Source organism: Methylocella sp. CPCC 101449 (assembly GCF_031921685.1).
Classification (GTDB): domain Bacteria; phylum Pseudomonadota; class Alphaproteobacteria; order Rhizobiales; family Beijerinckiaceae; genus Terripilifer.
This window is the reverse complement of sequence record NZ_JAPDHU010000001.1, coordinates 1,507,445-1,530,033: the sequence shown is the minus strand read 5'-3', so window position 1 is coordinate 1,530,033 and position 22,589 is coordinate 1,507,445. Positions and strand designations below refer to the sequence as shown.

The 22,589-nt window shown below is 63.1% G+C and carries 24 protein-coding genes; 15 read left to right on the top strand and 9 right to left on the bottom strand.

Annotated elements, in window-relative coordinates:
* Positions 1-52: 52 nt before the first annotated feature.
* Together OIM99_RS07030 and zapE are read right to left on the bottom strand one after the other, a co-directional pair.
* A complete protein-coding gene (locus OIM99_RS07030; protein ID WP_311849614.1) occupies positions 53-670 on the bottom strand; it encodes a TetR/AcrR family transcriptional regulator in 618 nt (205 codons plus the stop codon).
* Between the two features lie 92 nt (positions 671-762).
* Positions 763-1,944 carry a cell division protein ZapE gene (gene zapE / locus OIM99_RS07025; protein WP_311849613.1) on the bottom strand — a complete coding sequence of 394 codons (1,182 nt, stop codon included), beginning with the start codon at positions 1,942-1,944 and terminating at the stop codon, positions 763-765.
* 241 nt (positions 1,945-2,185) lie between these two features.
* Here zapE and OIM99_RS07020 point away from each other — a divergent pair, with 241 nt between their 5' ends.
* Entirely contained in the window at positions 2,186-2,836 is a 651-nt protein-coding gene (locus OIM99_RS07020) for a GNAT family N-acetyltransferase (protein WP_311849612.1), read from the top strand.
* 191 nt (positions 2,837-3,027) lie between these two features.
* On the opposite strand, the gene OIM99_RS07015 is transcribed toward OIM99_RS07020, so the two are convergent.
* The 5 genes from OIM99_RS07015 to tlpA form a co-directional block, all read right to left on the bottom strand.
* Positions 3,028-3,807, bottom strand: coding sequence for a succinate dehydrogenase iron-sulfur subunit (locus OIM99_RS07015; protein WP_311849611.1), 780 nt, complete (start codon positions 3,805-3,807; stop codon positions 3,028-3,030).
* 16 nt (positions 3,808-3,823) lie between these two features.
* Entirely contained in the window at positions 3,824-5,659 is a 1,836-nt protein-coding gene (gene sdhA / locus OIM99_RS07010; RefSeq protein WP_311849610.1) for a succinate dehydrogenase flavoprotein subunit, read from the bottom strand.
* Positions 5,660-5,721: 62 nt separating this feature from the next.
* Positions 5,722-6,114 carry a succinate dehydrogenase, hydrophobic membrane anchor protein gene (gene sdhD, locus OIM99_RS07005; protein ID WP_311849609.1) on the bottom strand — a complete coding sequence of 131 codons (393 nt, stop codon included), beginning with the start codon at positions 6,112-6,114 and terminating at the stop codon, positions 5,722-5,724.
* A gap of 16 nt (positions 6,115-6,130) precedes the next feature.
* Positions 6,131-6,544, bottom strand: a complete 414-nt coding sequence (gene sdhC / locus OIM99_RS07000) for a succinate dehydrogenase, cytochrome b556 subunit (protein WP_311849608.1) — start codon at positions 6,542-6,544, stop codon at positions 6,131-6,133.
* Positions 6,545-6,686: 142 nt separating this feature from the next.
* Entirely contained in the window at positions 6,687-7,373 is a 687-nt protein-coding gene (tlpA, locus tag OIM99_RS06995; protein ID WP_311849607.1) for a thiol:disulfide interchange protein TlpA, read from the bottom strand.
* 25 nt (positions 7,374-7,398) lie between these two features.
* Here tlpA and argH point away from each other — a divergent pair, with 25 nt between their 5' ends.
* The 3 genes from argH to lysA all read left to right on the top strand — a co-directional run bounded on the left by argH (position 7,399) and on the right by lysA (position 10,410).
* The gene (gene argH / locus OIM99_RS06990; protein ID WP_311849606.1) at positions 7,399-8,778 is read left to right on the top strand and encodes an argininosuccinate lyase; all 1,380 of its coding nucleotides are present in this window, start codon (positions 7,399-7,401) and stop codon (positions 8,776-8,778) included.
* Between the two features lie 111 nt (positions 8,779-8,889).
* Positions 8,890-9,117, top strand: coding sequence for an LPS translocon maturation chaperone LptM (gene lptM, locus OIM99_RS06985; RefSeq protein ID WP_311849605.1), 228 nt, complete (start codon positions 8,890-8,892; stop codon positions 9,115-9,117).
* Between the two features lie 21 nt (positions 9,118-9,138).
* A complete protein-coding gene (gene lysA, locus OIM99_RS06980; RefSeq protein ID WP_311849604.1) occupies positions 9,139-10,410 on the top strand; it encodes a diaminopimelate decarboxylase in 1,272 nt (423 codons plus the stop codon).
* On the opposite strand, the gene OIM99_RS06975 is transcribed toward lysA, so the two are convergent.
* Positions 10,407-11,306: a LysR family transcriptional regulator gene (locus OIM99_RS06975; protein ID WP_311849603.1), complete on the bottom strand. Its 900-nt coding sequence runs from the start codon at positions 11,304-11,306 to the stop codon at positions 10,407-10,409. The two genes, lysA and OIM99_RS06975, sit on opposite strands and share 4 nt — an antisense overlap.
* A 134-nt stretch (positions 11,307-11,440) precedes the next feature.
* On the opposite strand from OIM99_RS06975, the gene OIM99_RS06970 reads away from it, so the two are divergent.
* The 11 genes from OIM99_RS06970 to OIM99_RS06920 all read left to right on the top strand — a co-directional run bounded on the left by OIM99_RS06970 (position 11,441) and on the right by OIM99_RS06920 (position 21,993).
* The gene (locus OIM99_RS06970) at positions 11,441-12,319 is read left to right on the top strand and encodes an isocitrate lyase/PEP mutase family protein (protein WP_311849602.1); all 879 of its coding nucleotides are present in this window, start codon (positions 11,441-11,443) and stop codon (positions 12,317-12,319) included.
* 43 nt (positions 12,320-12,362) lie between these two features.
* Positions 12,363-13,334: a tripartite tricarboxylate transporter substrate binding protein gene (locus OIM99_RS06965; protein WP_311849600.1), complete on the top strand. Its 972-nt coding sequence runs from the start codon at positions 12,363-12,365 to the stop codon at positions 13,332-13,334.
* A gap of 245 nt (positions 13,335-13,579) precedes the next feature.
* Positions 13,580-16,219, top strand: coding sequence for a TIGR02302 family protein (locus tag OIM99_RS06960; protein WP_311849599.1), 2,640 nt, complete (start codon positions 13,580-13,582; stop codon positions 16,217-16,219).
* Positions 16,220-16,306: 87 nt separating this feature from the next.
* Positions 16,307-16,492 carry a twin transmembrane helix small protein gene (locus OIM99_RS06955; RefSeq protein ID WP_409371505.1) on the top strand — a complete coding sequence of 62 codons (186 nt, stop codon included), beginning with the start codon at positions 16,307-16,309 and terminating at the stop codon, positions 16,490-16,492.
* A gap of 106 nt (positions 16,493-16,598) precedes the next feature.
* Positions 16,599-17,180, top strand: coding sequence for a cob(I)yrinic acid a,c-diamide adenosyltransferase (locus OIM99_RS06950; RefSeq protein WP_311849597.1), 582 nt, complete (start codon positions 16,599-16,601; stop codon positions 17,178-17,180).
* Positions 17,181-17,213: 33 nt separating this feature from the next.
* Complete coding sequence (locus OIM99_RS06945; RefSeq protein WP_311849596.1) at positions 17,214-17,903, top strand: rhomboid family intramembrane serine protease; 690 nt, start codon at positions 17,214-17,216, stop codon at positions 17,901-17,903.
* A 226-nt stretch (positions 17,904-18,129) separates the two neighbouring features.
* The gene (locus OIM99_RS06940; protein ID WP_311849595.1) at positions 18,130-18,879 is read left to right on the top strand and encodes an electron transfer flavoprotein subunit beta/FixA family protein; all 750 of its coding nucleotides are present in this window, start codon (positions 18,130-18,132) and stop codon (positions 18,877-18,879) included.
* The gene (locus OIM99_RS06935; RefSeq protein WP_311849594.1) at positions 18,880-19,824 is read left to right on the top strand and encodes an FAD-binding protein; all 945 of its coding nucleotides are present in this window, start codon (positions 18,880-18,882) and stop codon (positions 19,822-19,824) included. It begins immediately after the preceding gene.
* Between the two features lie 90 nt (positions 19,825-19,914).
* Positions 19,915-20,796: a 3-hydroxybutyryl-CoA dehydrogenase gene (locus OIM99_RS06930; protein WP_311850368.1), complete on the top strand. Its 882-nt coding sequence runs from the start codon at positions 19,915-19,917 to the stop codon at positions 20,794-20,796.
* 129 nt (positions 20,797-20,925) lie between these two features.
* Positions 20,926-21,495 (top strand): HNH endonuclease, encoded by a 570-nt coding sequence (locus tag OIM99_RS06925; RefSeq protein ID WP_311849593.1) that lies wholly within the window; start codon positions 20,926-20,928, stop codon positions 21,493-21,495.
* Between the two features lie 12 nt (positions 21,496-21,507).
* A complete protein-coding gene (locus OIM99_RS06920) occupies positions 21,508-21,993 on the top strand; it encodes a hypothetical protein (RefSeq protein ID WP_311849592.1) in 486 nt (161 codons plus the stop codon).
* Here the strand turns inward: OIM99_RS06920 and thpR are convergent.
* Positions 21,934-22,524, bottom strand: a complete 591-nt coding sequence (thpR, locus tag OIM99_RS06915) for an RNA 2',3'-cyclic phosphodiesterase (RefSeq protein ID WP_311849591.1) — start codon at positions 22,522-22,524, stop codon at positions 21,934-21,936. The two genes, OIM99_RS06920 and thpR, sit on opposite strands and share 60 nt — an antisense overlap.
* Positions 22,525-22,589 lie beyond the last annotated feature (65 nt).

The window sequence follows — 22,589 nt, the reverse complement described above, 5'->3', positions numbered from 1 at the left end:
TATGTAACAAATTTCAATTTTTGTAATTTGTCAGAGCGCATTTTTGGCCCTTTTAAAGCACTTGGCGAAGCCCGCCGACCAGCGCGCGAGTGACCAGGGCGGTCACCCGATCCAAGCGACGCTGAAGCTGGTCGCGCGGCACCTCCCGGTCGTGCCAGATGGCCGCCGGGTGAATAAAGCGGTGCAGCACGTCGAAAACCAGCGCCATGGCCCGGCGCAGATCGGAAGCCAGGAACACACCGGCGGCGATTCCGTCCTCGATCACCTGCTGCACTTCCTGCTGCACGCGGGCGCGGTGGCGCCGGGCACCGGCGCGGCCCTTCTCGACCGATTCGACGAAGATCGCGAACAGTTCCGGCTCGCTCTCCACTTTGTCGCGATAGGCCCGATGCAGCAGGCTGACGAGCCGCTCCAGCTTGTCGTCGGCGGGGTCTGGCCCATCAGCCACCTCGCGCAGCCGCGCTTCGACCGGCTTCAGCCAGCGATCGCCGAGCGCCTCGAACAGCGCCCATTTCGACGGGAAGTAGCGATAGACATTGGCATGCGACATGCCGGCCTCGGCGGCGATCGACACGATCGTCGTCTTGGCGATGCCGTGACGGCGGATATGCGCCGCCGCGATCTTGAGCAGACGGGCATCAACCGGCTCAGGCTGAGCGCGACGCGCCATGCGAACCTCCGCTCAATAGCGTTTCGCGGTTTGATGGACCCATCAAACGCCACGAAGACGCGTCAAAACAAAAACCCCACGTGTCCAAAACCCTACGTATCGATCAGCCCGGTCGTATCGCCGGAGGCTTCCGACGTGACATGGCCGTGCGGCAAAGACAGATATTCTTCCGAGCGCATTTCGATCAAGCGCGAGACGGTGCGCTCGAACTCGAACGCCTCACGGCCTTCCGTTCCCAAGAAGAGATTGTGCGGCTCGGCTTCCGCCGACGCAATCAGTTTGACGTGCCGATCGTAGAACGTGTCGATCAGGTTGATGAAGCGCTTGGCTTCATTGCGCTGGCTGGCCTTGATGACCGGAATGTTCTCGACGATCACCGTATGATAATGCTCGGCGATGGCGAGATAATCCGCCGCTGCCAATGGTTTCTCGCACAGGTCGCGAAAGGTGAAGCGGGCCACGTTGGCCGCCTGTTCGGGCACCGGCACATCGCGGCCGAGCACGCGCAAAGTGGTCGGCGTGCCCTGTTCGGCGCCGCTGAGCGATTTGAACATGCGATCGATCGCCGCCCGTGCCGTCGCATCCGCCGGCACGTAATAGACCGGTGAACCGCTGAGCTTCTCCAAGCGGAAGTCGGTGCGCGAATCGAGCGACACCACGTCCATCTTCTTGGTCAGCAGCGCGATGAACGGCAGGAACAAGGCCCGGTTGAGACCGCCCTCGTAAAGACGCGACGGCTCGACGTTCGACGTCGCCACGACGATGATGCCGCGTGCGAACAGCGCCTCAAACAGACGGCCGAGCAACATCGCATCGGCGATGTCGGTGACGGAAAATTCGTCGAAGCAGAGCAGGGTCGCTTCGTCGGCCAGATCGTCGGCGATCGGATGGATCGGCTCCTCGCCTTTGGCGGTGCCGGCTTTGCGCGCCTGGCGCCAGGCATGCACCCGCGCATGCACGTCGGCCATGAAGGCATGGAAATGGACGCGCTTCTTGGCAGCGACCGGCGCCACCTCGAAGAACAGGTCCATCAGCATCGTCTTGCCGCGACCGACCGAGCCCCAGATGTAGAGCCCGCGAATGTCGTTCTTGGCTTTGGCTTGGCGGCGGCCAAACAGCCAGCCGAGCGGATTGGATTTACGCGCCAACTGGGTTTCCCGCAGCGCGTCGACCAATTGATCGAGCCGGCGCACCAACTGGCGCTGCGCCGGGTCGTCCTCGATATGTCCGTCGCGGACATGCTGGGAATACAAATCCGAAACGGTCTGGGTCACGTGACAACAAGCGGTGAAATGAAACCTGACCCACTTACCGGCGCGGACGCACCCCACGCAAGCGCGACAAATAGTCGAGCTTGATTTTCAGGGGCCCTGCCATCATTTTAGCGATATTGCAGTGCAATATCTCCTTAGGATATTGAGGATATTGGACTCATCACTGATTCGAAAGGGAGTTACCATCGTTCGATCGGCCGGGAGCGGGGACGATCGAGAGTGTCGATAGGAATTTGACGCAATGCAGCACGTGCCGCCCCCTTTGCCGCCTCCCGCGCGCCCTCCGGCGCAGAGCCGCTATGCACCGCAGGCTGGCGAGCAGTTCCGCCGCATCTGGCGGGCTGACGAGGCCGCCTTCCGCGACCATCTCCTCCGTCTCGACCCGCAAAGCCGCCATGACCGTTTCGGTTTCGGCGTCTCCGACGATTTCATCGCCCGCTATGCCGAGCGCTGTTTCGGCATGGACGACGTGATCCACGGGTTCTTCGTTGACGGCGTCCTGCGCGGCGCCGGCGAACTGCGTGGCCTTGGCCATGGCCTGCCGCTCGCCTTCGGCGGCGCGGCCGAAGCCGCCTTCAGCGTCGAAAAGGATTGGCGCGGCCGGGGCATCGGCACCGAGCTGATGGAACGCATCGTGCGCGCCGCGCGCAACCGCCGCGCCGGCGAGCTCTATATGAGCTGCCTGCCGCATAACACGCCGATGCAGCGCATCGCCCGCAAGTTCGCCGCCGTTCTGCAACACGACGTCGATCAGGTCGACGCCGCCTTCAAGCCGCTCGCCGCTTCGCCGGCTTCGGTTTGGCAGGAAATGGTCGAGGACAGCGCCAGCTTCGCCATCGCCATGGTCGATCTGCAGAAGCGCACCTGGCTGAAGGACAAGCCGGCGAGCTAAAGGCTCGCACTCTGTGTCATCCCGGACACGCGCATCGTGATCCGGGAACCAGGGGCAAGCGATGAAACGCTGCTGAATTTGACGATCTGAAGAAGACGCGACTGTATCGCGATCTCAAGTGGTACCACACGCCCCTGGATCCCGGGTCGCCTGCGGCGCCCGGGATGACACAGAGGTCCCGATCTAATCCCTTAGATCTGCCGCGCCACCATCATGTTCTTGATCTCGGCGATCGCCTTCGCCGGATTGAGACCCTTCGGGCAGGTCTTGGCGCAGTTCATGATCGTGTGGCAGCGATAGAGGCGGAACGGATCCTCGAGATTGTCGAGGCGCTCGCCCGTCGCTTCGTCGCGCGAATCGATCAGCCAGCGATAGGCCTGCAGCAGAACGGCCGGACCGAGATAACGGTCGCCGTTCCACCAATAGCTCGGGCACGAGGTCGAGCAGCAGGCGCACAGAATGCACTCGTAGAGACCGTCGAGCTTGACGCGGTCTTCATGCGACTGCCGCCATTCCTTCTCCGGCTGCGGCGACACGGTCTTCAGCCACGGCTCGATCGAGGCGTGCTGCGCATAAAAGCGCGTCAGATCAGGAACGAGATCCTTGACCACCGGCATATGCGGCAGCGGATAGATCGCCACCGCGCCCTTGATGGTTGCCATGTCCTTAGTGCACGCCAGCGTATTGGCGCCGTCGATGTTCATCGCGCAGGAGCCGCAGATGCCTTCGCGGCAGGAGCGGCGGAAGGTCAGCGTCGGATCGACCTTGTTCTTGATCCAGATGATGGCGTCGAGCACCATCGGTCCGCAATCGTCCATATCGACATGATAGGTGTCGATGCGCGGATTCTGCCCGTCGTCCGGATTCCAGCGGTAGATGCGGAACTCACGCACGTTCTTGGCGCCAGCCGGCTTCGGCCAGGTCTTGCCTTTTGTAGGCCGCGAGTTCTTCGGAAGTGCGAATTCGACCATTGCGGAATTCTCCGGCTCAGTAAACGCGAGCCTTGGGCTCGATATAGCTGATTTCGTTTGACATCGTGTAGGTGTGCACGGGACGTGAATCGATCGTCACCTGGCGCTTCTCGTCGTCGGCCCACGCCAGCGTGTGCTTCATCCAATCCTTGTCGTCGCGGTTCGGATAATCCTCGCGCGCATGCGCGCCGCGGCTTTCCTTGCGCTGCACCGCCGAGTCCATCGTCACCACCGCCTGGATGATGAGATTGTCGAACTCCAGGGTCTCGATGAGATCGGAATTCCACACCAGCGAACGATCGGTGACGCCGATGTCCTGCACGCCGCCCCACACGTCGTGGATGAGCTTGGAACCTTCTTCCAGCACTTCGCCGGTGCGGAACACGGCGCAGTTCGACTGCATCGTCGTCTGCATCTTGTTGCGCAGTTCTGCCGTCGGCGTGCCGCCCTTAGCCCAGCGGAACTTGTCGAGACGCGACAGCGCCAGATCGGCCGAATCCGCCGGCAGATCGGCCTGCTTCTCGCCGGGCTTGATCAGTTCGGCGGCGCGCAGACCGGCGGCGCGGCCGAACACGACCAGATCGATCAGCGAGTTGGAACCGAGACGGTTGGCGCCATGCACCGACACGCAGGCCGCTTCGCCCAGCGCCATCAGGCCGGGAATGATGAAGTCCGGATCGCCGTTCTTCTTGGTCAGCACTTCGCCGTGATAATTCGTCGGAATGCCGCCCATGTTGTAGTGGACGGTCGGAATGACCGGGATCGGCTCCTTGGTCACGTCGACGCCGGCGAAGATGCGCGCGCTTTCCGAAATGCCGGGCAGGCGTTCGTGCAGCACCTTCGGGTCAAGATGGTCGAGATGCAGGAAGATGTGATCCTTCTTCTTGCCGACGCCGCGTCCCTCGCGGATCTCGATGGTCATGGCGCGTGAAACGACGTCGCGCGAAGCCAGATCCTTGGCTGAGGGCGCATAACGCTCCATGAAGCGCTCGCCTTCCGAATTGGTGACATAGCCGCCTTCGCCGCGCGCCCCTTCGGTGATCAGACAGCCCGAACCATAGATGCCCGTAGGGTGGAATTGGACAAATTCCATATCTTCGAGAGGCAAACCCGCGCGAAGCGCCATGGCGTTGCCGTCTCCGGTGCAGGTATGCGCCGAGGTCGCCGAGAAATAGGCGCGGCCATAACCGCCGGTGGCGAGAATGACCAGATTGGCGCGGAAGCGGTGGATCGTACCGTCGTCCATCTTGATGCAGACAACGCCGCGGCAACGGCCTTCCTGATCCATGATCAGGTCGATGGCGAAATATTCGATGAAGAATTCGGTGTTGTTGCGCAGCGCCTGGCCATAGAGCGTGTGCAGGATGGCGTGGCCGGTGCGGTCGGCGGCGGCGCAGGTGCGTTGCGCGATGCCCTTGCCGAAGTCGGTGGTCATGCCGCCGAACGGGCGCTGGTAGATCTTGCCTTCTTCGGTGCGCGAGAACGGCACGCCCCAATGTTCCAGTTCGTAGACGGCGGCCGGCGCGTTGCGCACTAGATATTCGATACTGTCCTGGTCGCCGAGCCAGTCGGAGCCCTTGACCGTGTCGTACATGTGCCAGCGCCAGTCGTCCGGACCCATGTTGCCGAGCGAAGCGGAAATGCCGCCCTGCGCCGCCACCGTGTGCGAGCGCGTCGGGAACACCTTCGAGATACAAGCAGTGCGCAGGCCCGCCTGCGAACAGCCGACGGTGGCGCGCAAGCCAGCGCCGCCGGCACCGATGATCACCACATCGAACGTGTGATCGGTGATCGGATAAGCCTTACCGTTGGCGGAAGGGGCCGTGCCGTTTGCGGCGGAAGAAGTGGCCATGGGTCTACCCTTTTCGTGATCTTGCGGCGCAGGTCTTCAACCCTGCGCTCGAAACGAAGTGCTCAGACGAAACTCAACCGCAGCACCGCATAGGCGCAGGCCAAGCCGACGGCGATGGCGAAGCAGGTGTTGAGGGCAAGCAGCCAGAATTTGGTGTGCTCGCCATACACGTAGTCTTCGATGACCATCTGCATGCCGAGCATCATGTGATAGATGCCGGCGATCAGGAACAACAGCAGCGTGACGGAGACGAGCGGATTGCCGAGCGTCGCGCGCACCGTGTTGTAGTCCTTGCCGACCAGCGACACGACGATCCACACGAAGGCGATGGACAGCGGCAGCAGAGCGATCGCGGTCAGCCGGGTGTGCAGCATATGGCGCGTGCCGGACTTAGCGGAGCCCAGGTAGCGAACCTTGCCCATCGGCGTGCGCATGGAGTGAGGTGTGTTTGTCATGACGGCGTTCCCGATCTCAGCGAACCGCGTAAGCGATGATCCAGACGATGAGGGTGAGCGCGAGGCCGCCCCAGATCGTCATATGCGCGAGATATTCCCGCTCCGGATGCTCCATGCCGCGGCCGGCATCCCAGATGAAGTGGCGGACGCCACCGAGCATGTGCGTGAACAGCGCCCAGGTGAAACCGAGCAGGATCAGCCGGCCGATGATCGACGATATGACCCAGGACACGGTCTCGAAAGAAGCCGCATCGGTCGCCGCCGCGATCAGCCACCAGGCCAGAAGCAGTGTACCCAGATAAAGGCCCATGCCGGTGATGCGGTGGATGCCTGACATCATCATGGTGAGTGTCAGGCGGTAGACCTGCAGGTGCGGCGACAATGGACGGCGCGCTTCTGCGGCCAGCGGGCTCGGATTTGGTTCGGCCATGGGAGGGCCCCTTCGCTCTGAATTCGTCGGGGTTTCACTAATCGAAGAGTGTGCACCGCGCAATCCGAACCTTGAGCCGGGCATTTCAGCCATGCTTGCAGGTCCTGAGACCATCAGAACCAGGGATTTACGCGGAGATTCCCTAAGTTCCCGGTTTCAGCGCCGTCGCCGCCCGGATCAGCCGCTGCGCATCCTCGGAGGCCCATTCGGCGGGACCGGACATGATTCCCAGCTCGCAGCCGCGCGAATCGATCAGCAAGGTCGTCGGCAGCCCGACCACTTTGCCGGCCTGGCGCAGGGTCTGGAACACCGCCGCCTTCGGATCGGCGTAGAATCCGAGGGATTTCACCCCCGCCTCGTCGAGGAAAGCCTGCCGCTTTTCCAGCCGGGCGGTGTCGATATTGACCGCCACCACTTCGAAATGATCGCCGCCAAGCTTGGCCTGGAGCTGGTCGAGCGCCGGCATTTCCGCCCGGCAGGGCAGGCACCAGGTGGCCCACAGGTTGAGCAGCACGGTCTTGCCCTTGAAGTCGGCGAGCGTCTTGCGCGTGCCGTCCGGCCCGTCAAAAGAGATGTCGGTGGCCGGTTTCATCACCTTGCTGACGGTCAGCCCGGCGACGTCGCCGGTGGCGGCGGCGCGCAGCGGCGCCAGGCCCGCCTCGCTCACCGCGCAATTTCCGGTGCCCGTTTCCTTGCCGCCGACGGCGATGATCCCGTATACGACAGCCGCGATCGCGATGGCGGCCACCCCCGCCAGCACGAACGCGCCGCGGGGCGTTCCGGGCTTGCCCGCCGCGCCGTCCGCAATGTTCTTTTCCGCTTCAGCCATCAGGTTTCGTTCCAAAGGGCGCAAGATGAGTAACAAGATGTGGGGCGGCCGGTTCGAAACCGGTCCCGACGCCATCATGGAAGAAATCAACGCTTCGATCGGTTTCGACTACCGGTTCGCCGCGCAGGATATTGCGGGCTCGAAAGCGCATGTTTCCATGCTGGCCAAGACCGGCATTCTCACGGAAGCCGATGCCCAGGCGATCTCGGCCGGTTTAGATCAGGTGAAGGCCGAAATCGAGGCGGGCACGTTCACGTTCTCGCGGGAACTCGAGGACATTCATATGAATGTCGAGTCGCGGCTCGCCAAACTGCTCGGCCCCAACGCCGGCCGGCTGCACACGGCACGCTCGCGCAACGACCAGGTGGCGCTCGACTTCCGCCTCTGGGTGCGCGACGCCATCGACCAGATCGACAGTCAGATCAAAGACTTGCAGAAGGCCCTGGCGGAACGGGCGAAGCAGCATGCCGATGCCGTCATGCCCGGCTTCACCCATCTGCAATCGGCCCAGCCGGTCACCTTCGGCCACCATCTGCTCGCCTATGTGGAGATGCTGGCGCGCGACCGCGGCCGATTGTCCGATGCCCGCGACCGGCTCAACGAATGCCCGCTCGGCGCCGCCGCGCTGGCCGGCACGTCCTTCCCGATCGACCGGAACATGACCGCCGCCGCGCTCGGCTTCGACCGGCCGACGGCCAATTCGCTCGATAGCGTCTCCGATCGCGACTTCGTGCTCGAAACCCTGTCGGCCGCCTCGATCTGCGCCGTGCACCTGTCGCGCCTGGCCGAGGAATTCGTGCTGTGGACCACGCCGCAGTTCGGTTTCGTGCGTCTGTCCGACAAATTCACCACCGGCTCGTCGATCATGCCGCAGAAGCGCAATCCCGACGCGGCGGAACTGGTGCGCGGCAAGACCGGCCGTGTCATCGGCGGCCTGAACGGCCTGCTGATCGTCATGAAAGGCCTGCCGTTGGCCTATTCCAAGGACATGCAGGAGGACAAGGAGGGCACGTTCGACGCCCTGCACACCCTCTCGCTGTGCCTGGCCGCCATGGCCGGCATGGTGCGCGACATGACGCCGGACACCCAGCGCATGAAGGCCGCCGCCGGCGCGGGCTTCGCCACCGCCACCGACCTCGCCGACTGGCTGGTGCGCACCTTGAAAATGCCGTTCCGCGACGCCCACCACGTCACCGGTTCCTTGGTAAAACTGGCCTCCGACCGCAACATCGGCCTGGAAGCACTGTCCTTGGCCGACATGCAAACCGTCGAACCGCGCATCACGGCGGAGGTTTTCGACGTGTTAGGCGTCGAAAAATCGGTCGAAAGCCGCACCTCCTATGGTGGCACCGCGCCCAGTAACGTCCGCCAGCAAGCCGACACCTGGCTCAAGCGCCTCGGTTGATGCGGCAAAACGCCGCAGAATGGGCCGCGCGACCGGGGCGGCCCATGCCGGCGGTGGGAGCGCCTTTCGTCTTCGCTTGTGATACTCACGTCGCCTGATCTGGAGATGTCAGTGACGCCGCAAACCAAATCGCGCCTGTTCGTACTCGCTCCGCTGCTGGCGGTGCTCGCCCTCGGCCTGTCCGCCTGCGGCCGTCGCGGCCCGCTGGAAATTCCAGGCGGCGCCAGCCAGCCGGCGCAATCGCAGAGTTCCAACGTCTATTCGCCGACACGAGCCTCCGACAAACCGAAAGTGATCGTGCCGTCGAAGGAACCGTTCATTCTCGATCCCATTCTCTGACAGACCGCCAACAGCGCCATCATGACTCCTTTCGAATATCGGCACGGCACCTTGCATGCCGAAGCTGTCGACGTGCGTGACATCGCCGCCGAATTGCCGACGCCGTTCTATTGCTATTCGACCGCCGCGATCGAAGCGCGCTATCGCGCCTTCACGCAGGCTTTCGCCGGCACCGACGCACTCGTCTGTTTCGCCATGAAGGCCAACTCCAACCAGGCCGTGCTGAAACTCCTGGCGCGCCTTGGCGCCGGTATGGACGTGGTGTCGGAAGGCGAATTGCGCCGCGCCATCGCCGCCGGCGTGCCCGGCAAGAAGATCACCTTCTCCGGCGTCGGCAAGACCGAAGCGGAAATCAACTTGGCCCTGCAAACCGGCATTTTCTGCTTCAATGTCGAATCCGAGCCCGAGCTTGAACTGATTTCGCGTATCGCCAAGGCACGCGGCCAGACCGCGCATGTCTCGCTGCGCGTCAATCCGAATGTCGATGCCAAGACGCACGAGAAGATTTCGACCGGCAAGTCGGAAAACAAGTTCGGCATTCCGCTTGTGCAGGCGCGCGAGGTCTATGCGCGCGCCGCCAAACTGCCCGGTATCAAGGTGACGGGCATCGACATGCACATCGGCTCGCAGATCACCGATCTCACGCCCTTCGATGAAGCTTTCGCTCTGCTCTCGGATTTCGTGCGCACCTTGCGTGGCGATGGCCATGCGATCGATCACATCGATCTGGGCGGCGGCCTCGGCATCGCCTATCGCGGCTCCGATCGGGAAGACGAAACGCAGCCGGAAAAGTACGCGGCGATCGTGCGCAAGCACACCCACAATCTCGGCTGCAAACTGGTGTTCGAGCCGGGCCGCTTTCTCGTCGGCAATGCCGGCATTCTCGTCACCAGCGTGCTCTATCTGAAGCACGGCGACGGCAAGAATTTCCTCATCGTCGATGGCGCGATGAACGATCTGATCCGCCCGACGCTCTATCACGCCTACCATCGCGTCCGGCCGATCAAGGAAACGGCTGCGGATGCGGCGATGATCTATGCCGATATCGTCGGCCCGGTCTGCGAGACCGGCGACTATCTCGCCCTGCACCGCCGGCTGCCGGACATGGCACCGGGCGACCTGCTGGCGGTTCTCTCCGCCGGCGCCTATGGCGCGGTTCAGGCCGGCACCTACAATTCGCGTCTGCTGGTGCCGGAAGTGCTGGTCAACGGCGACAAATGGGCCGTGGTGCGCCCACGCCAGACCTTCGACGACCTGATCGGCCTCGACCGGACGCCGAACTGGCTCGCTTAATCAACAATCGCCTTCACCTGCGATCTCGCCATTTCGATGAGATGGCGGACGGCATTTGAATGTTCGGTGCGGATATAGGCGATGCCGAGCTGCGCCCGCACGTCGATGTCGGAGAGTTTGACGAAAGCGACGCTGTCCGGCCGCAGATGACGCATGCGCGCGGGCACGATTGCAATGCCGACCGTCGCTGCGACGAGATTGATCGTCGATGAAAGCTGTGGCGCCTGCTGCACCAATCGCGGCTCAAAGCCGGCGCGACGGCAGGCGGCGATGACCGCGTCCGACAGTCCCGTGCCGTGCTGGCGCGCATAGCCGATGAAATTTTCGTTCGTGAGTTCTTTGAGCGAGATCGATTTGCGCCCCGCCAGGCGATGGCCTCGCGGCACCGCAAGCATCACCGGATCGCTGGTCAAAGCTTCGAATTGAATCGGACTGCCGACCGGAATGGGCGGACGCACGAAGCCCGCATCCAAACGTCCTTGGCGTAACCACTCGACCTGAATTTCGGTATGAGCTTCCTCGAGTTCCAGTTCGACGCCCGGCCATCGGGCGCGGAAGGCCGCGAAGGTCGCCGTGAACACCGGGCTGAACGACGCCGATTCGGTGAAGCCAACCCGCAGTCGCCCGACCTGACCACTGGCGACTTGGCGGGTGAGCATGGCCACATGGTCGACACGCGCCAGGATCAATTGCGCCTCGGCCTGAAACAGGCGGCCCGCCTCGGTCAGCGCCACGCCCCGGCCGACACGCATGAACAGCTTGGCGCCCAGCTCATTCTCCAGCGCTTTGATCTGCTGCGTCAGTGGTGGTTGCGCGATGCCCAGGCGCTCGGCGGCGCGGCGGATGTGCAATTCCTCGGCGGCAGCGCAGAAATAACGCAGATGGCGAAGTTCCATTTAATATTTATAAAGTATCAAAAATGCCAAAACAATATATTTGATATCGTTTCCGCGAGCGGCCCATAAATGCCCGACAGAACCGGCCAGAGCCCGACGAAGAGGCGCGGTCCGCGGTTCGACGGGAACACGACATGGCTCAAGATCACATCGAAACCTTGCGACAGCTTCTCGCGCAAAAGCGCGGCGTGCTGATGCCGGGCGCGGCGAACGCTCTCACCGCCCGCATCATCGCCGATCTCGGCTTCGAAGCGCTTTATCTGACCGGCGCCGGCCTCACCAACATGCATCTCGGCCTGCCCGATCTCGGCTTCGTCGATCTGAGCCAGCTCGTCGATTACACCATGGCGATCCGCAATGTCGTCTCGCTTCCCCTCGTGGTCGATGCGGACACGGGCTTCGGCAATGCGCTCAACGTCGGCCGCACGATCACCATGCTGGAACGCGCCGGCGCCAGCGCCATTCAGATCGAGGATCAGGTCGCGCCGAAGCGCTGCGGCCATTTCGACGGACAGGAGCTGATCCCGTCAGCCGAAATGATCGGCAAAGTGAAAGCCGCCGTCGATGCGAGGCGCGACGGCGTCCTCATCGTCGCGCGCACCGATGCCTGCGCGGCCGAAGGTTTCGAAGCAGCGATCGATCGCATGCACGGCTATATCGAAGCCGGCGCCGACATCGCTTTCGTCGAGGCACCCAAGACCGCCGAACAATTACGGAAAATTCCGCAGCTTCTTCCGGTGCCGCAGATGCTCAACATGGTCGTCGGCGGCAAAACGCCGATCACCGATCGAACCATTGCCGCCGACATGGGTTTCAATCTCGTGCTCTACGCCAATGTCGCGCTGCAGGGCGCCATCAAAGGCATGCAAACCGCACTGACAGAATTGCGCGATCACGGCGCGCTCGATGAAGCCTCTGGGCTTACGGCGACGTTCGCCGAGCGCCAGCGTCTCGTCGACAAGCCGCGTTTCGACGCGCTCTCCAGCCGCTACGCCATCGCACAAGGAGCGTAACGCCGAAATCATCTTGCAATCATCATGAACGAGGGAGTGTCTCATGATTGGTCAGGTTCTACGCGCCGCCGCTTTTTCAATTCTCGCCTGCGCCGCCTCGACATCGGCGGCACACGCGCAATGGCCCGAACGCCCGATTCGTTGGGTCGTGCCCTTTGGTCCAGGCGGCGCTAACGATCTCATCGCGCGCGTCGCGGCCGAAGCCGTTCGCCAACGGCTGAAACAACCGATCGTCATCGAGAATCGCCCTGGCGCCGGCACGGTGACCGGCACGATGGCGGTGGCGAAGGCAGAACCCGATGGCTACACGTTTCTGATCGGCAGCACGGGGCTGGCGACCAACAGCATCCTGCTCAAGAATCTCGGCTATAGCGATGACGAATTAGTGCCGGTCGGCATGATTGCCGTCGCGCCTTCAACCATCGTCGTCCATCCCAGCGTGCCCGCGTCCAACATGAAAGAGTTCATGGCCTGGGCGAAGGCGCAGGGCGCGAAAGGCATCACCTGGTCGACCGCCGGCAGCGGCAGCACCCCGCATTTCGTCGCCGAGATGATCAAGGAAGCGGGCGATGTTTCCGTCACCATCGTGCCGTTTCGCAGCGGCAGTGACAGCATCAATGCGGTGATGTCGAACACGGTGGCGGCAACCTCGGAGGCCAGCATCGTCGTGCTGCCGCAGATCGAAGCCGGTTTGTTGAAGGCGATCGCCACCACCTACACCAAGCGCATCAGCGCCTATCCGTCCCTGCCGACGACGGCCGAACAAGGCTATCCGACCATCGAGATCGGCCACTGGGCCGGCTTGCTGGCGCCGCGCGGCACGCCGCAGGCGATCATCGACAAGATGAATGCGGAACTCCGGGCGGCACTGAAAAGCCCGGAGGTGATGCAGAAACTGTCGAGCACCGGCATCGAGCCGGCAGGCGGTTCCGTCGCCGAATTCGCCGAATTCATCGCCCGGGAACGCAAACGCCTCGGCGATATCGCCATTCGGGCCAAAATAGGCGAGCCCTAGGGTTCCCCAATCTTGATTCAAAGTTAAGATTAAGTTTGAACCGCAGCGTCGGCGCCCATGTGCCGGCGCTTTTCAAATGCGCCAAACGCCTTGTTCGCGACGCCGCGCGAACACATTCACGTCAAGAGCAGACAGACAATATGCATCCCTAGGGAACGCGTGTTAGCCTATACCATTAGCTTTGTGTGCGGCGCGAGAAGGCGCCTCGGGGATGCCGATTGCAGGACCGGACCGGTAGCTCATCTTTGACCCAGCGGCTTGATCGCCTGGCGCGCGTCGCCGGGCTGACTTTGTCTTGGGAGCGGCTGTGGCCGCCGCTGCTGGCCTTGGGCGTCATCGTCGCCCTGTTCCTCACCGTGTCCTGGCTCGGCCTGTGGCTGCATCTGCCGCGCTGGGGCCGGATTTCCGGCCTGATCGTTTTCGCCGCTCTACTGGCCTGGCCGGCCTGGCTGTTCTGGCGCGTGCGCCTGCCCTCGCGCGCCGAGGCGCTCGACCGCATCGACCGCGATTCAGGCCTGCCGCATCGCCCGGCCGCCACCCTCGACGACCAGCTCGCCAATGCCACCGCCGATCCCTCCACCCGGGCGCTGTGGCGCATTCACCTGCAACGGGCGGCGCAGACGGCCTCGCAATTCAAGATTGCCACGCCCTCGCCCGGCGTTTCGCGCTTCGATCGCTATGCGGTGCGCGGCGGCGTACTCCTTGCCCTCATCGCCTCGGCCTTCATCGCCGGGCCGGAGAAATATCCGCGCGTTCTCGCGGCGTTCGATTTCAGCGCCGCCGGTTCCATTTCCCAGGGCTATCGCCTCGACGCCTGGATCGATCCGCCGGCCTATACCGGCCGCGCGCCGCAGGTGCTGCGTCTGCAGGACGAAACGGGCGCCCGCCCCGGCAATGTCGCGCAAAAGATTCAGGCCCCCGCCGGCTCCACCATCATCATGCGCGCGTCCGATGGCGCCGGCGTCAGCGCCGAGATCAAGGGCGGCATCGTCGACAAGGCGGACGAAGAAAAGGCCGAGGACAAGACAAACGACAAGACGAAGCCGGCGACCAACCGGCCCGTCGCCGATGCCAAGCGCTCCGATCAGGAGAAGCGCTGGTCGCTGCGCGCCGACGGCACGCTGACCCTGCGCCGTCTCGGCTCCACCGTCGCTACGTTCGAGATCGCCGCCATCGCCGACCGGCCGCCGGTGATCACCTTGAAGGGCGAACCGAAGAGCAATGCGCGCGGCTCGCTCACGCTCTCCTACAAGATCGAAGACGATTACGGCGTCGTCGGCGCGGAAGCCGAATTCACCAAGCCGTCGCTGCGCGGCAAGCCGGTCACTGGCCGCATGCTTTACGAAGCGCCGAAAATGCCGCTCGCTTTGGCGCAAGGCCCCGGCGGCCTCGGCGATGGCGAGACGACGGGCGATCTCTCCGAACATCCCTGGGCCGGCGCACAAGTCACCATGAGCCTGATGGCGCGCGATGAAGCCGGCAACACCGGCCATAGCGATCCGGTGGAACTGACGCTGCCGCAACGCACCTTCGTCAAGCCGCTCGCCCGCGCACTGGTCGAACAGCGGCGCAACCTCGTCTTCGCGCCTGACAACCGGGCGCGCGTCATGGCGGCGATGGAAGCCTTGATGATCGAGCCGGAAAAGTTTCAGACGGGTACCTCCGTTTATCTCGGCCTCTATGCCATCGCCAAACGGCTGCAAGCGGCACGCACCGACGATCAATTGCGCGACACCGCCGACCTGATGTGGGAAATGGCGCTGCGGCTCGAGGAAGGCGATCTCACCGGCGCCGAACGCGATCTGCGCGCCGCGCAGCAGGCCTTGCGCGATGCGATGAATCGCGGCGCTTCCGACGAGGAATTGCGCAAGCTGATGGATCAGTTCCGTGCCGCGCTCGATAAATTCATGCAGGAACTGGCCGAGCGCCAGATGCGCGACGGCGATCAGCAGGCTGACAATCAGCAGCCCGATCCGAACACGCGTTTCATCACGCCGCAGGATCTGCGCTCCATGCTCGATCGCATGGAAGACATGGCGCGCAACGGCAATATGGCCGACGCGCAGCGCATGCTCGATCAGTTGCAGAACATGCTCGAGAATCTGCAAACCGCGCGCCGCCAGAGCCAGCAGAATTCCGCGCAACGTGAAATGAACCGCGCGCTCAACCAGCTCGACCAGATGATGCGCGACCAGCAGGAGCTGCGCGACGACACCTATGGCGAAAGCCAGGGCCGGCCACGCCAGCGCGCCCAGCGCAATCAACAGCAGCGCCAGAACGGTCAGCAGCAGCGCGGCCAACGCCAGCAGGGCCAGCAGCAGCCGGGCCAACAGGGCGAAGGCGACGAGCAGGACAATGCCGACAACCAAAACGGCCAGAGCCTGCAACAGCGCCAGGAAGCTTTGCGCAAGCAGTTGCAGGATTTGCAGCGGCGCATGCGCGAAATGGGCCTGCCGCCGGAACAGGGCTTCTCCGACGCCGAGGACGCCATGAACGAGGCCGAGCAGCAACTCGGCGAAGGTTCGGGCGAGGGCCAGGGCAAGGCGGTGGGCTCGCAGGGCCGGGCGCTCGAAAGCCTGCGCAAGGGTGCCCAGTCGATGGCCCAGCAGATGCAGCAGCAGGGCGGCCAGCCCGGTGAGCAGTCCGGTGGCCCGGGCGATCCCAACGGCCCCGGCCAGCGCGGCCGCGACGCCGCCCGCTCCGATCCACTGGGCCGTGAATCGCGCGATCGCGGCGACAATTCCCGCAGCCGCTACGATCCGCTCGGCGTGCCCGCCGCCCAGCGCGCCCAGCAGGTGCTGGAGGAGCTGCGCCGGCGCCTGGGCGACCAGACCCGCCCGCGCGAGGAATTGGACTATCTGGAGCGCCTGCTGCGACGTTATTGAGACTGTCGCGATCGGCTAAATTGCTGCACTTCCTCGCCAGCTATTCGAGCCTATAATGAACTTCGCCGCGAGGAGCCGGCTTCCATGATGACATCCGGCATACTTCCAGGGATCGCAGTCGGCGCCGTCGTCGTCGTTTTGCTGCTCGGTCTCTTCAATATGTTGCGCGGCGGCGATCCCAATCTGTCGCAGAAACTGATGCGCTGGCGCGTCATTCTCCAGTTCGTCGCCATCATCGTCGTCCTCGCCGTTCTCTGGTTCCGCGGCGGCTAGCTGGAAAACGCCATAGTGGCGCTTTCGTACGTTTGCCGATTCCATCCAACGCTGAAACGTTATAGGGCCTTGGCTGGTCCGCGAGGCCGGACGCCGGGAGGTCAGCATGGTCGTACTCAACCGCATCTACACGCGCACCGGCGATGACGGCTCGACCGCGCTTGGCACCGGCGAGCGCCGCGCCAAATACGATCTGCGCATCGAAGCTTTCGGCACGATCGACGAGACCAATTCGGCCATCGGCGTCGCCCGCCTCACCGCGCCACAGGAAGACGAAACGCTCGACGCCATCCTCGGCCGCATCCAGAACGATCTGTTCGATCTCGGCGCCGATCTATGCACGCCGCCGGTCGATCGCGATCTCGGCTACGAACCGCTGCGCATCATCCAAACGCAGGTCGATCGCCTCGAAGCCGAGATCGATCAGCTCAACGGCCATCTCGAACCGCTGCGCTCCTTCGTGCTGCCCGGCGGCACGCCCACCGCGGCGGCCCTGCATGTGGCGCGCACCATCTGCCGCCGCGCCGAGCGGCGTATGGTGGAACTGGTGGCGCGGCCGGACGAGACCGTCGGCGCGCCGGCGCTGAAATATGTCAACCGCCTCTCCGACTTGCTCTTCGTCGCTTCGCGCTATTGCAACTGGAAGGCCAAGGGCGACGTCTTGTGGACGCCGGGCGGAAACCGCTAGGTTCGACACTTCTCCTCTGTTTTCGGAGTGTCCGTGTTCATTCCGCTCTACGACGGCGTGGAACTGCGCTATCTCAAACGCCCGATCGCGACCTATGTTCTGCTCGGCCTCAACGTCTTCGTCTATCTGACGATCGCCACCGGCCTTATCGGCACCCCGCAAAATGTCGGCCTCGGGCTTGGCATGATCCCCGCCGTCCTGTTCGGCTCGGCCGTCATCGATCAGACCATCGCCCATGTGCCGACCTGGGCGACGCTGTTCACCAGCCTCTTCGTCCACGGCGGCTTTTTTCATCTCGCCGGCAATATGCTGTTCCTCTGGGTGTTCGGCGACAATGTCGAGGATGCGATGGGCTCGCTGCGCTTCACCCTCTTCTATCTGCTGAGCGGCATCGCCGGCTGCCTGCTCTACGCCTTCCTCGACCCGCAGTCCCAGGCGCCGCTGATCGGCGCCTCGGGCGCGATTTCCGGTGTCGTCGTCGCCTATGTGATCTTCTATCCGCGCGTCCACGTCTTCGTGCTGGCCTTCGCCTGGCTGCCGCTGTCGATCACCGCGCTCTACATCATCCTCGCCTGGATCGCCCTCCAGGTCGGATCGGCGCTGTTCAGCAGCGATCAGGCCACGGGCTGGTGGGCCCATGTCGGCGGCCTCATCGCCGGCGCCGCGCTGACGCCGCTGCTGCGCCGGCCGCAAGTTCCGCTTTTTGGCAAACGCACCGCCTAGAGCAAATTGCGTTTCGACAGAAACGCAATTTTGCCTAGGACCTTTGTTTTGACGCGCCTTTGTGGCGTTTGACGCTTCCGTCAAACTGCAAAACGCTATGAAGCAAACGGTTGGCCAGGCTAACTTCACGTGCTGGCTCGATCAGGCCTTGGTGCGTTGACTTGGCCCCATGCCACATTTACCAGAAACCCCCTACCATACGGGATCGCCTCCGGGAGAACGCGGAATGAAGATCATTGTGCCGGCGAAACGGGTCGTCGACTATAACGTCAAGGTTCGGGTCAAATCTGACGGCAGCGGCGTCGAGCTGGCCAATGTGAAAATGTCGATGAACCCCTTCGACGAAATCGCCGTCGAAGAGGCGCTGCGCCTGAAAGAGGCCGGCAAGGCGACCGAAGTGGTCGTCGTCTCGATCGGCCCGGCGCAGGCGTCGGAAACCATCCGCACCGGTCTCGCCATGGGCGCCGACCGCGGCATCCTGGTGAAGGCCGACGGCGTGGTCGAACCGCTGGCGGTGGCTAAAATCCTCAAGGGCGTCATCGACGCCGAACAGCCTGGCCTGGTCATCCTGGGCAAACAGGCCATCGACGACGACAGCAATCAGACCGGCCAGATGCTCGCTGCGCTGCTCGGCTGGAGCCAGGGCACGTTCGCCTCCAAGGTCGTCATCGGCGACGGTTCGCTCGATGTGACGCGCGAAGTCGACGGCGGCCTACAGACGGTGACGTTGAAACTGCCGGCGGTGGTCACCACCGATTTGCGCCTCAACGAGCCGCGCTATGCCTCGCTGCCCAACATCATGAAGGCGAAGAAGAAGCCGATCGATGAAAAGACGGCGGCCGACTACGGCGTCGACACGGCGCCGCGCCTGAAAGTGCTCAAGACGACGGAACCGGCCGGACGCAAGGCCGGCGTGAAAGTCGGCTCGGTCGCCGAGCTTGTCGCCAAACTGAAAAACGAAGCGGGAGTGATCTAAATGACCACGCTTGTTCTGGCCGATCTCGCCAAGGATACGCTCGGCGATGCCACCGCCAAGACGCTGACCGCCGCCAAGGAACTCGGTGCGCCGGTGCATGTTCTCGTCGTCGGCCACAATTGCGCCGCGGCTGCCGATGCTGCTGCGAAACTCGACGGCGTGGCGAAGGTGCTCGTTGCCGATGACGCAATCTACGATCATCAGCTCGCCGAGCCTGTCGCCGCTTTGATCGTCGGCCTCGCCAAGGATTATACGGCTATCGTCTCGGCCGCGACGACGAGCGCCAAGAACATCATGCCGCGCGTCGCCGCTCTGCTCGACGTCATGCAGATTTCCGAAATCATCAAGGTCGTCTCACCAGACACGTTCGAGCGGCCGATCTACGCCGGCAATGCCATTCAGACCGTGCAGAGCGGCGAGAAGATCAAGGTCATCACCGTGCGCACCGCCGCTTTCGCCGCGACCGGCGCTGGCGGTTCCGCGCCCGTGGAGAAGGTCGCCGCCGCCGCCAATCCGGCGCTGTCGACGTTCAAGGACGAAGCGGTGGCGAAATCCGATCGTCCGGAACTGACCTCGGCGAAGATCATCATCTCGGGCGGCCGCGCCATGCAGAACGCCGAGAATTTCAAGAAATACATCGAGCCGGTCGCCGATCGTCTCGGCGCCGCCATGGGCGCCTCGCGCGCCGCCGTCGATGCGGGCTATGCCCCCAACGACTGGCAGGTGGGCCAGACCGGCAAGATCGTCGCGCCGCAGCTCTATATCGCGGCCGGCATTTCCGGCGCGATCCAGCATCTGGCCGGCATGAAGGACTCCAAAGTGATCGTCGCGATCAACAAGGACGAGGAAGCGCCGATCTTCCAGGTGGCGGATTACGGCCTTGTTGCCGATCTGTTTACCGCTTTGCCCGAACTTGCCCAAGAGTTGGACAAGATCAAGGGTTAGTCTGGGCGAGCAAAGGGGCTGGCGCTGGACCTTCCCGGCGCTTGCCTTATGATTATGGCGATTAAGGAATTCGCCAGGCAAAAGGACACCATGGCCCTCGACGTCAAAAAGATCGGCATTATCGGCGCGGGACAAATGGGCAATGGAATTGCCCATGTCTGCGCGCTCGCGGGCCTCGATGTCCGGCTCAATGACGTGTCGGAAGAGCGGGTGGCGGCCGGGCTGGCGACGATCAACGGCAATATGGCCCGTCAGATCGGCCGCGGCCAGCTCAGCGAAGTCGATCGCAAGGCCGCGCTCGATCACATCGCGCCGTCGACCGATTTCAACGATCTGTCCGACTGCGATCTGGTGATCGAGGCCGCGACCGAGAACGAGGACACCAAGCGTAAGATTTTCGTGAAATTGTGCCCGTCGCTGCGGGCCGATGCGATCGTCGCCTCGAACACCTCGTCGATTTCGATCACCCGTCTGGCCTCCGTCACCGACCGGCCGGAGCGGTTCATCGGCATACATTTCATGAATCCGGTGCCGGTGATGCAGCTCGTCGAGCTGATCCGCGGCATCGCCACCGACGACAGCACGTTCGAGACCGCCAAGGGCTTCATCGAGAAGCTCGGCAAGACCTCCACCGTGTCGGAGGATTTCCCCGCCTTCATCGTCAACCGCATCCTGCTGCCGATGATCAATGAGGCGATTTACACGCTTTATGAAGGCGTTGGCTCGGTCGAGGCGATCGACACGGCGATGCGGCTCGGCGCTAACCATCCGATGGGTCCGCTGCAATTGGCCGATTTCATCGGCCTCGATACCTGCCTGTCCGTCATGCAGGTGCTGCATGAGGGCCTCGCCGATTCCAAATATCGGCCCTGCCCGCTGCTGGTGAAATATGTCGAAGCCGGCTGGCTGGGACGCAAAACCAAGCGCGGTTTCTACGATTATCGCTCCGGCAGCCCGGTGCCGACGCGATAATTCGCGTTAAATCGGTAAATTCGGCCGCGACATCTAGGGCCTTCACAAAGCCGTCATCCCACCTGTAGATTAATCTTCAGCGAGACCGGACGCGATTCTACCTGTCCGGGTATCGAGAGGATTGCGGGAGTGACGGTTCACGTCCATCCGGCGATTTCGCCGGAAGCCTGTCCAGCTCTGGTTCTCAACGCCGACTTCCGGCCGCTGAGTTACTATCCCTTGTCGTTGTGGTCCTGGCAGGACGCCATCAAGGCGGTCTTTCTCGATCGGGTGAATATCGTCTCCCACTATGAGAAGACGGTGCGCAGCCCCAGCTTCGAAATGCAATTGCCCTCGGTGGTCTCCTTGAAGACCTACATCAAGCCGACGCGGCAACCGGCCTTCACACGCTTCAACGTTTTCCTGCGCGATCGCTTCTCCTGCCAATATTGCGGTGCCCGCGACGATCTCACCTTCGACCACGTGATCCCGCGTTCGCGTGGCGGCATGACGACGTGGGAGAATGTTGTCGCCGCCTGCTCGCCCTGCAATCTGCGCAAGGCCGATCGGTTGCCCGACGACGTCCATATGTGGCCGGCGCGCGAACCGTTCCAACCGTCGATTGGCGATCTGCATCAAAGCGGCAGATTGTTCCCGCCGAATTATCTGCACGAAAGCTGGATGGATTATCTATACTGGGATTCCGTTCTGGAGCCCTAGTAAAGAGACACGATGCGGCGGTTGCTTGTTGCCCTTTTCGCGCTCGCCTTGGCGATCGCATGCAATGTTGTTTTTCTTTTTATCGCGATCGTCTCCGATCCGATCGCGGGCGGTGCGACGTTGCAACTCCTCGCAGGCCTGTTCGACGCAGCCTTCGCACCCAATCAGGACTGGCAATCGGGCGCATCCTTGATCCTCGTCGCCAACGTGCTCTCCCACGCAGTCGTCGCCATCTGCGTCGTGCCGCATGTATTGTCGGTGGTGCTGGCGGAAGCGGCGCGGCTGCGCTCGTTTCTCTGGCACGTGCTGGCACCCGGCATCCTCTCCGCCGCCATGCCGTGGATCTTGCGCCTCACTTTGCGCGGCGACACCACACAGGCAACGAATCAGACGCCGGTCGAAAACCGCTTCCTGGCGTTGTTCTTTATCTGCGCCGCTTTATCGGGAGCGATTTACTGGGCTTTCACCCGCCGCCGCGAAGCGCCCACCAAACGCTGAGCGTTCGAGCTGGAAGCTGGCCTCGCTGACATAAGGGCCGCCACCTGTCGAAGCGCGCGACGAGAACAAGACGAAGTTGGTGACGGTGAAAGTCTTCGGCAGCAAGGCGCGCGAGCCAAGCCAGTCGGCCGCTAAGACTGCCGACCCATTGCGCAAGCGTGCGATCGTCACATGCGGCACGAATTTGCGCGTCTCCGCCGGCAGGCCGAGACGACGCATGGCGCGTTCAAGATCCTGCTGCAGCTCAGTGAGTTCCTGTGTTGGTCTGGCGCGCGCGACGATGGCGCGCGGCTTGTCGCTGCCAAACGTCATCAGCCCTTCGAGCGTCACGGTGAAAGCCGAGCGGCGGATCGACGACAAGGCATCATAGACTTCGTTGGCCATCGCATCGCCGATGTCGCCGATGAAGCGCAAGGTCAGATGATAGTCTTCCGGTTCGATCCATTTGGCGCCGGGCAGGCCACCGCGCAACAGAGCCAATTCATCGGAGAGATCATCGGGAAGCTCGAGTCCGGTGAAGAGTCTTGGCATGGCTCGCCCTTTCTTCAAAAGCGCCGACCGGCCCGGCAGGCCGAATCAAATCGGCAAATCCACAG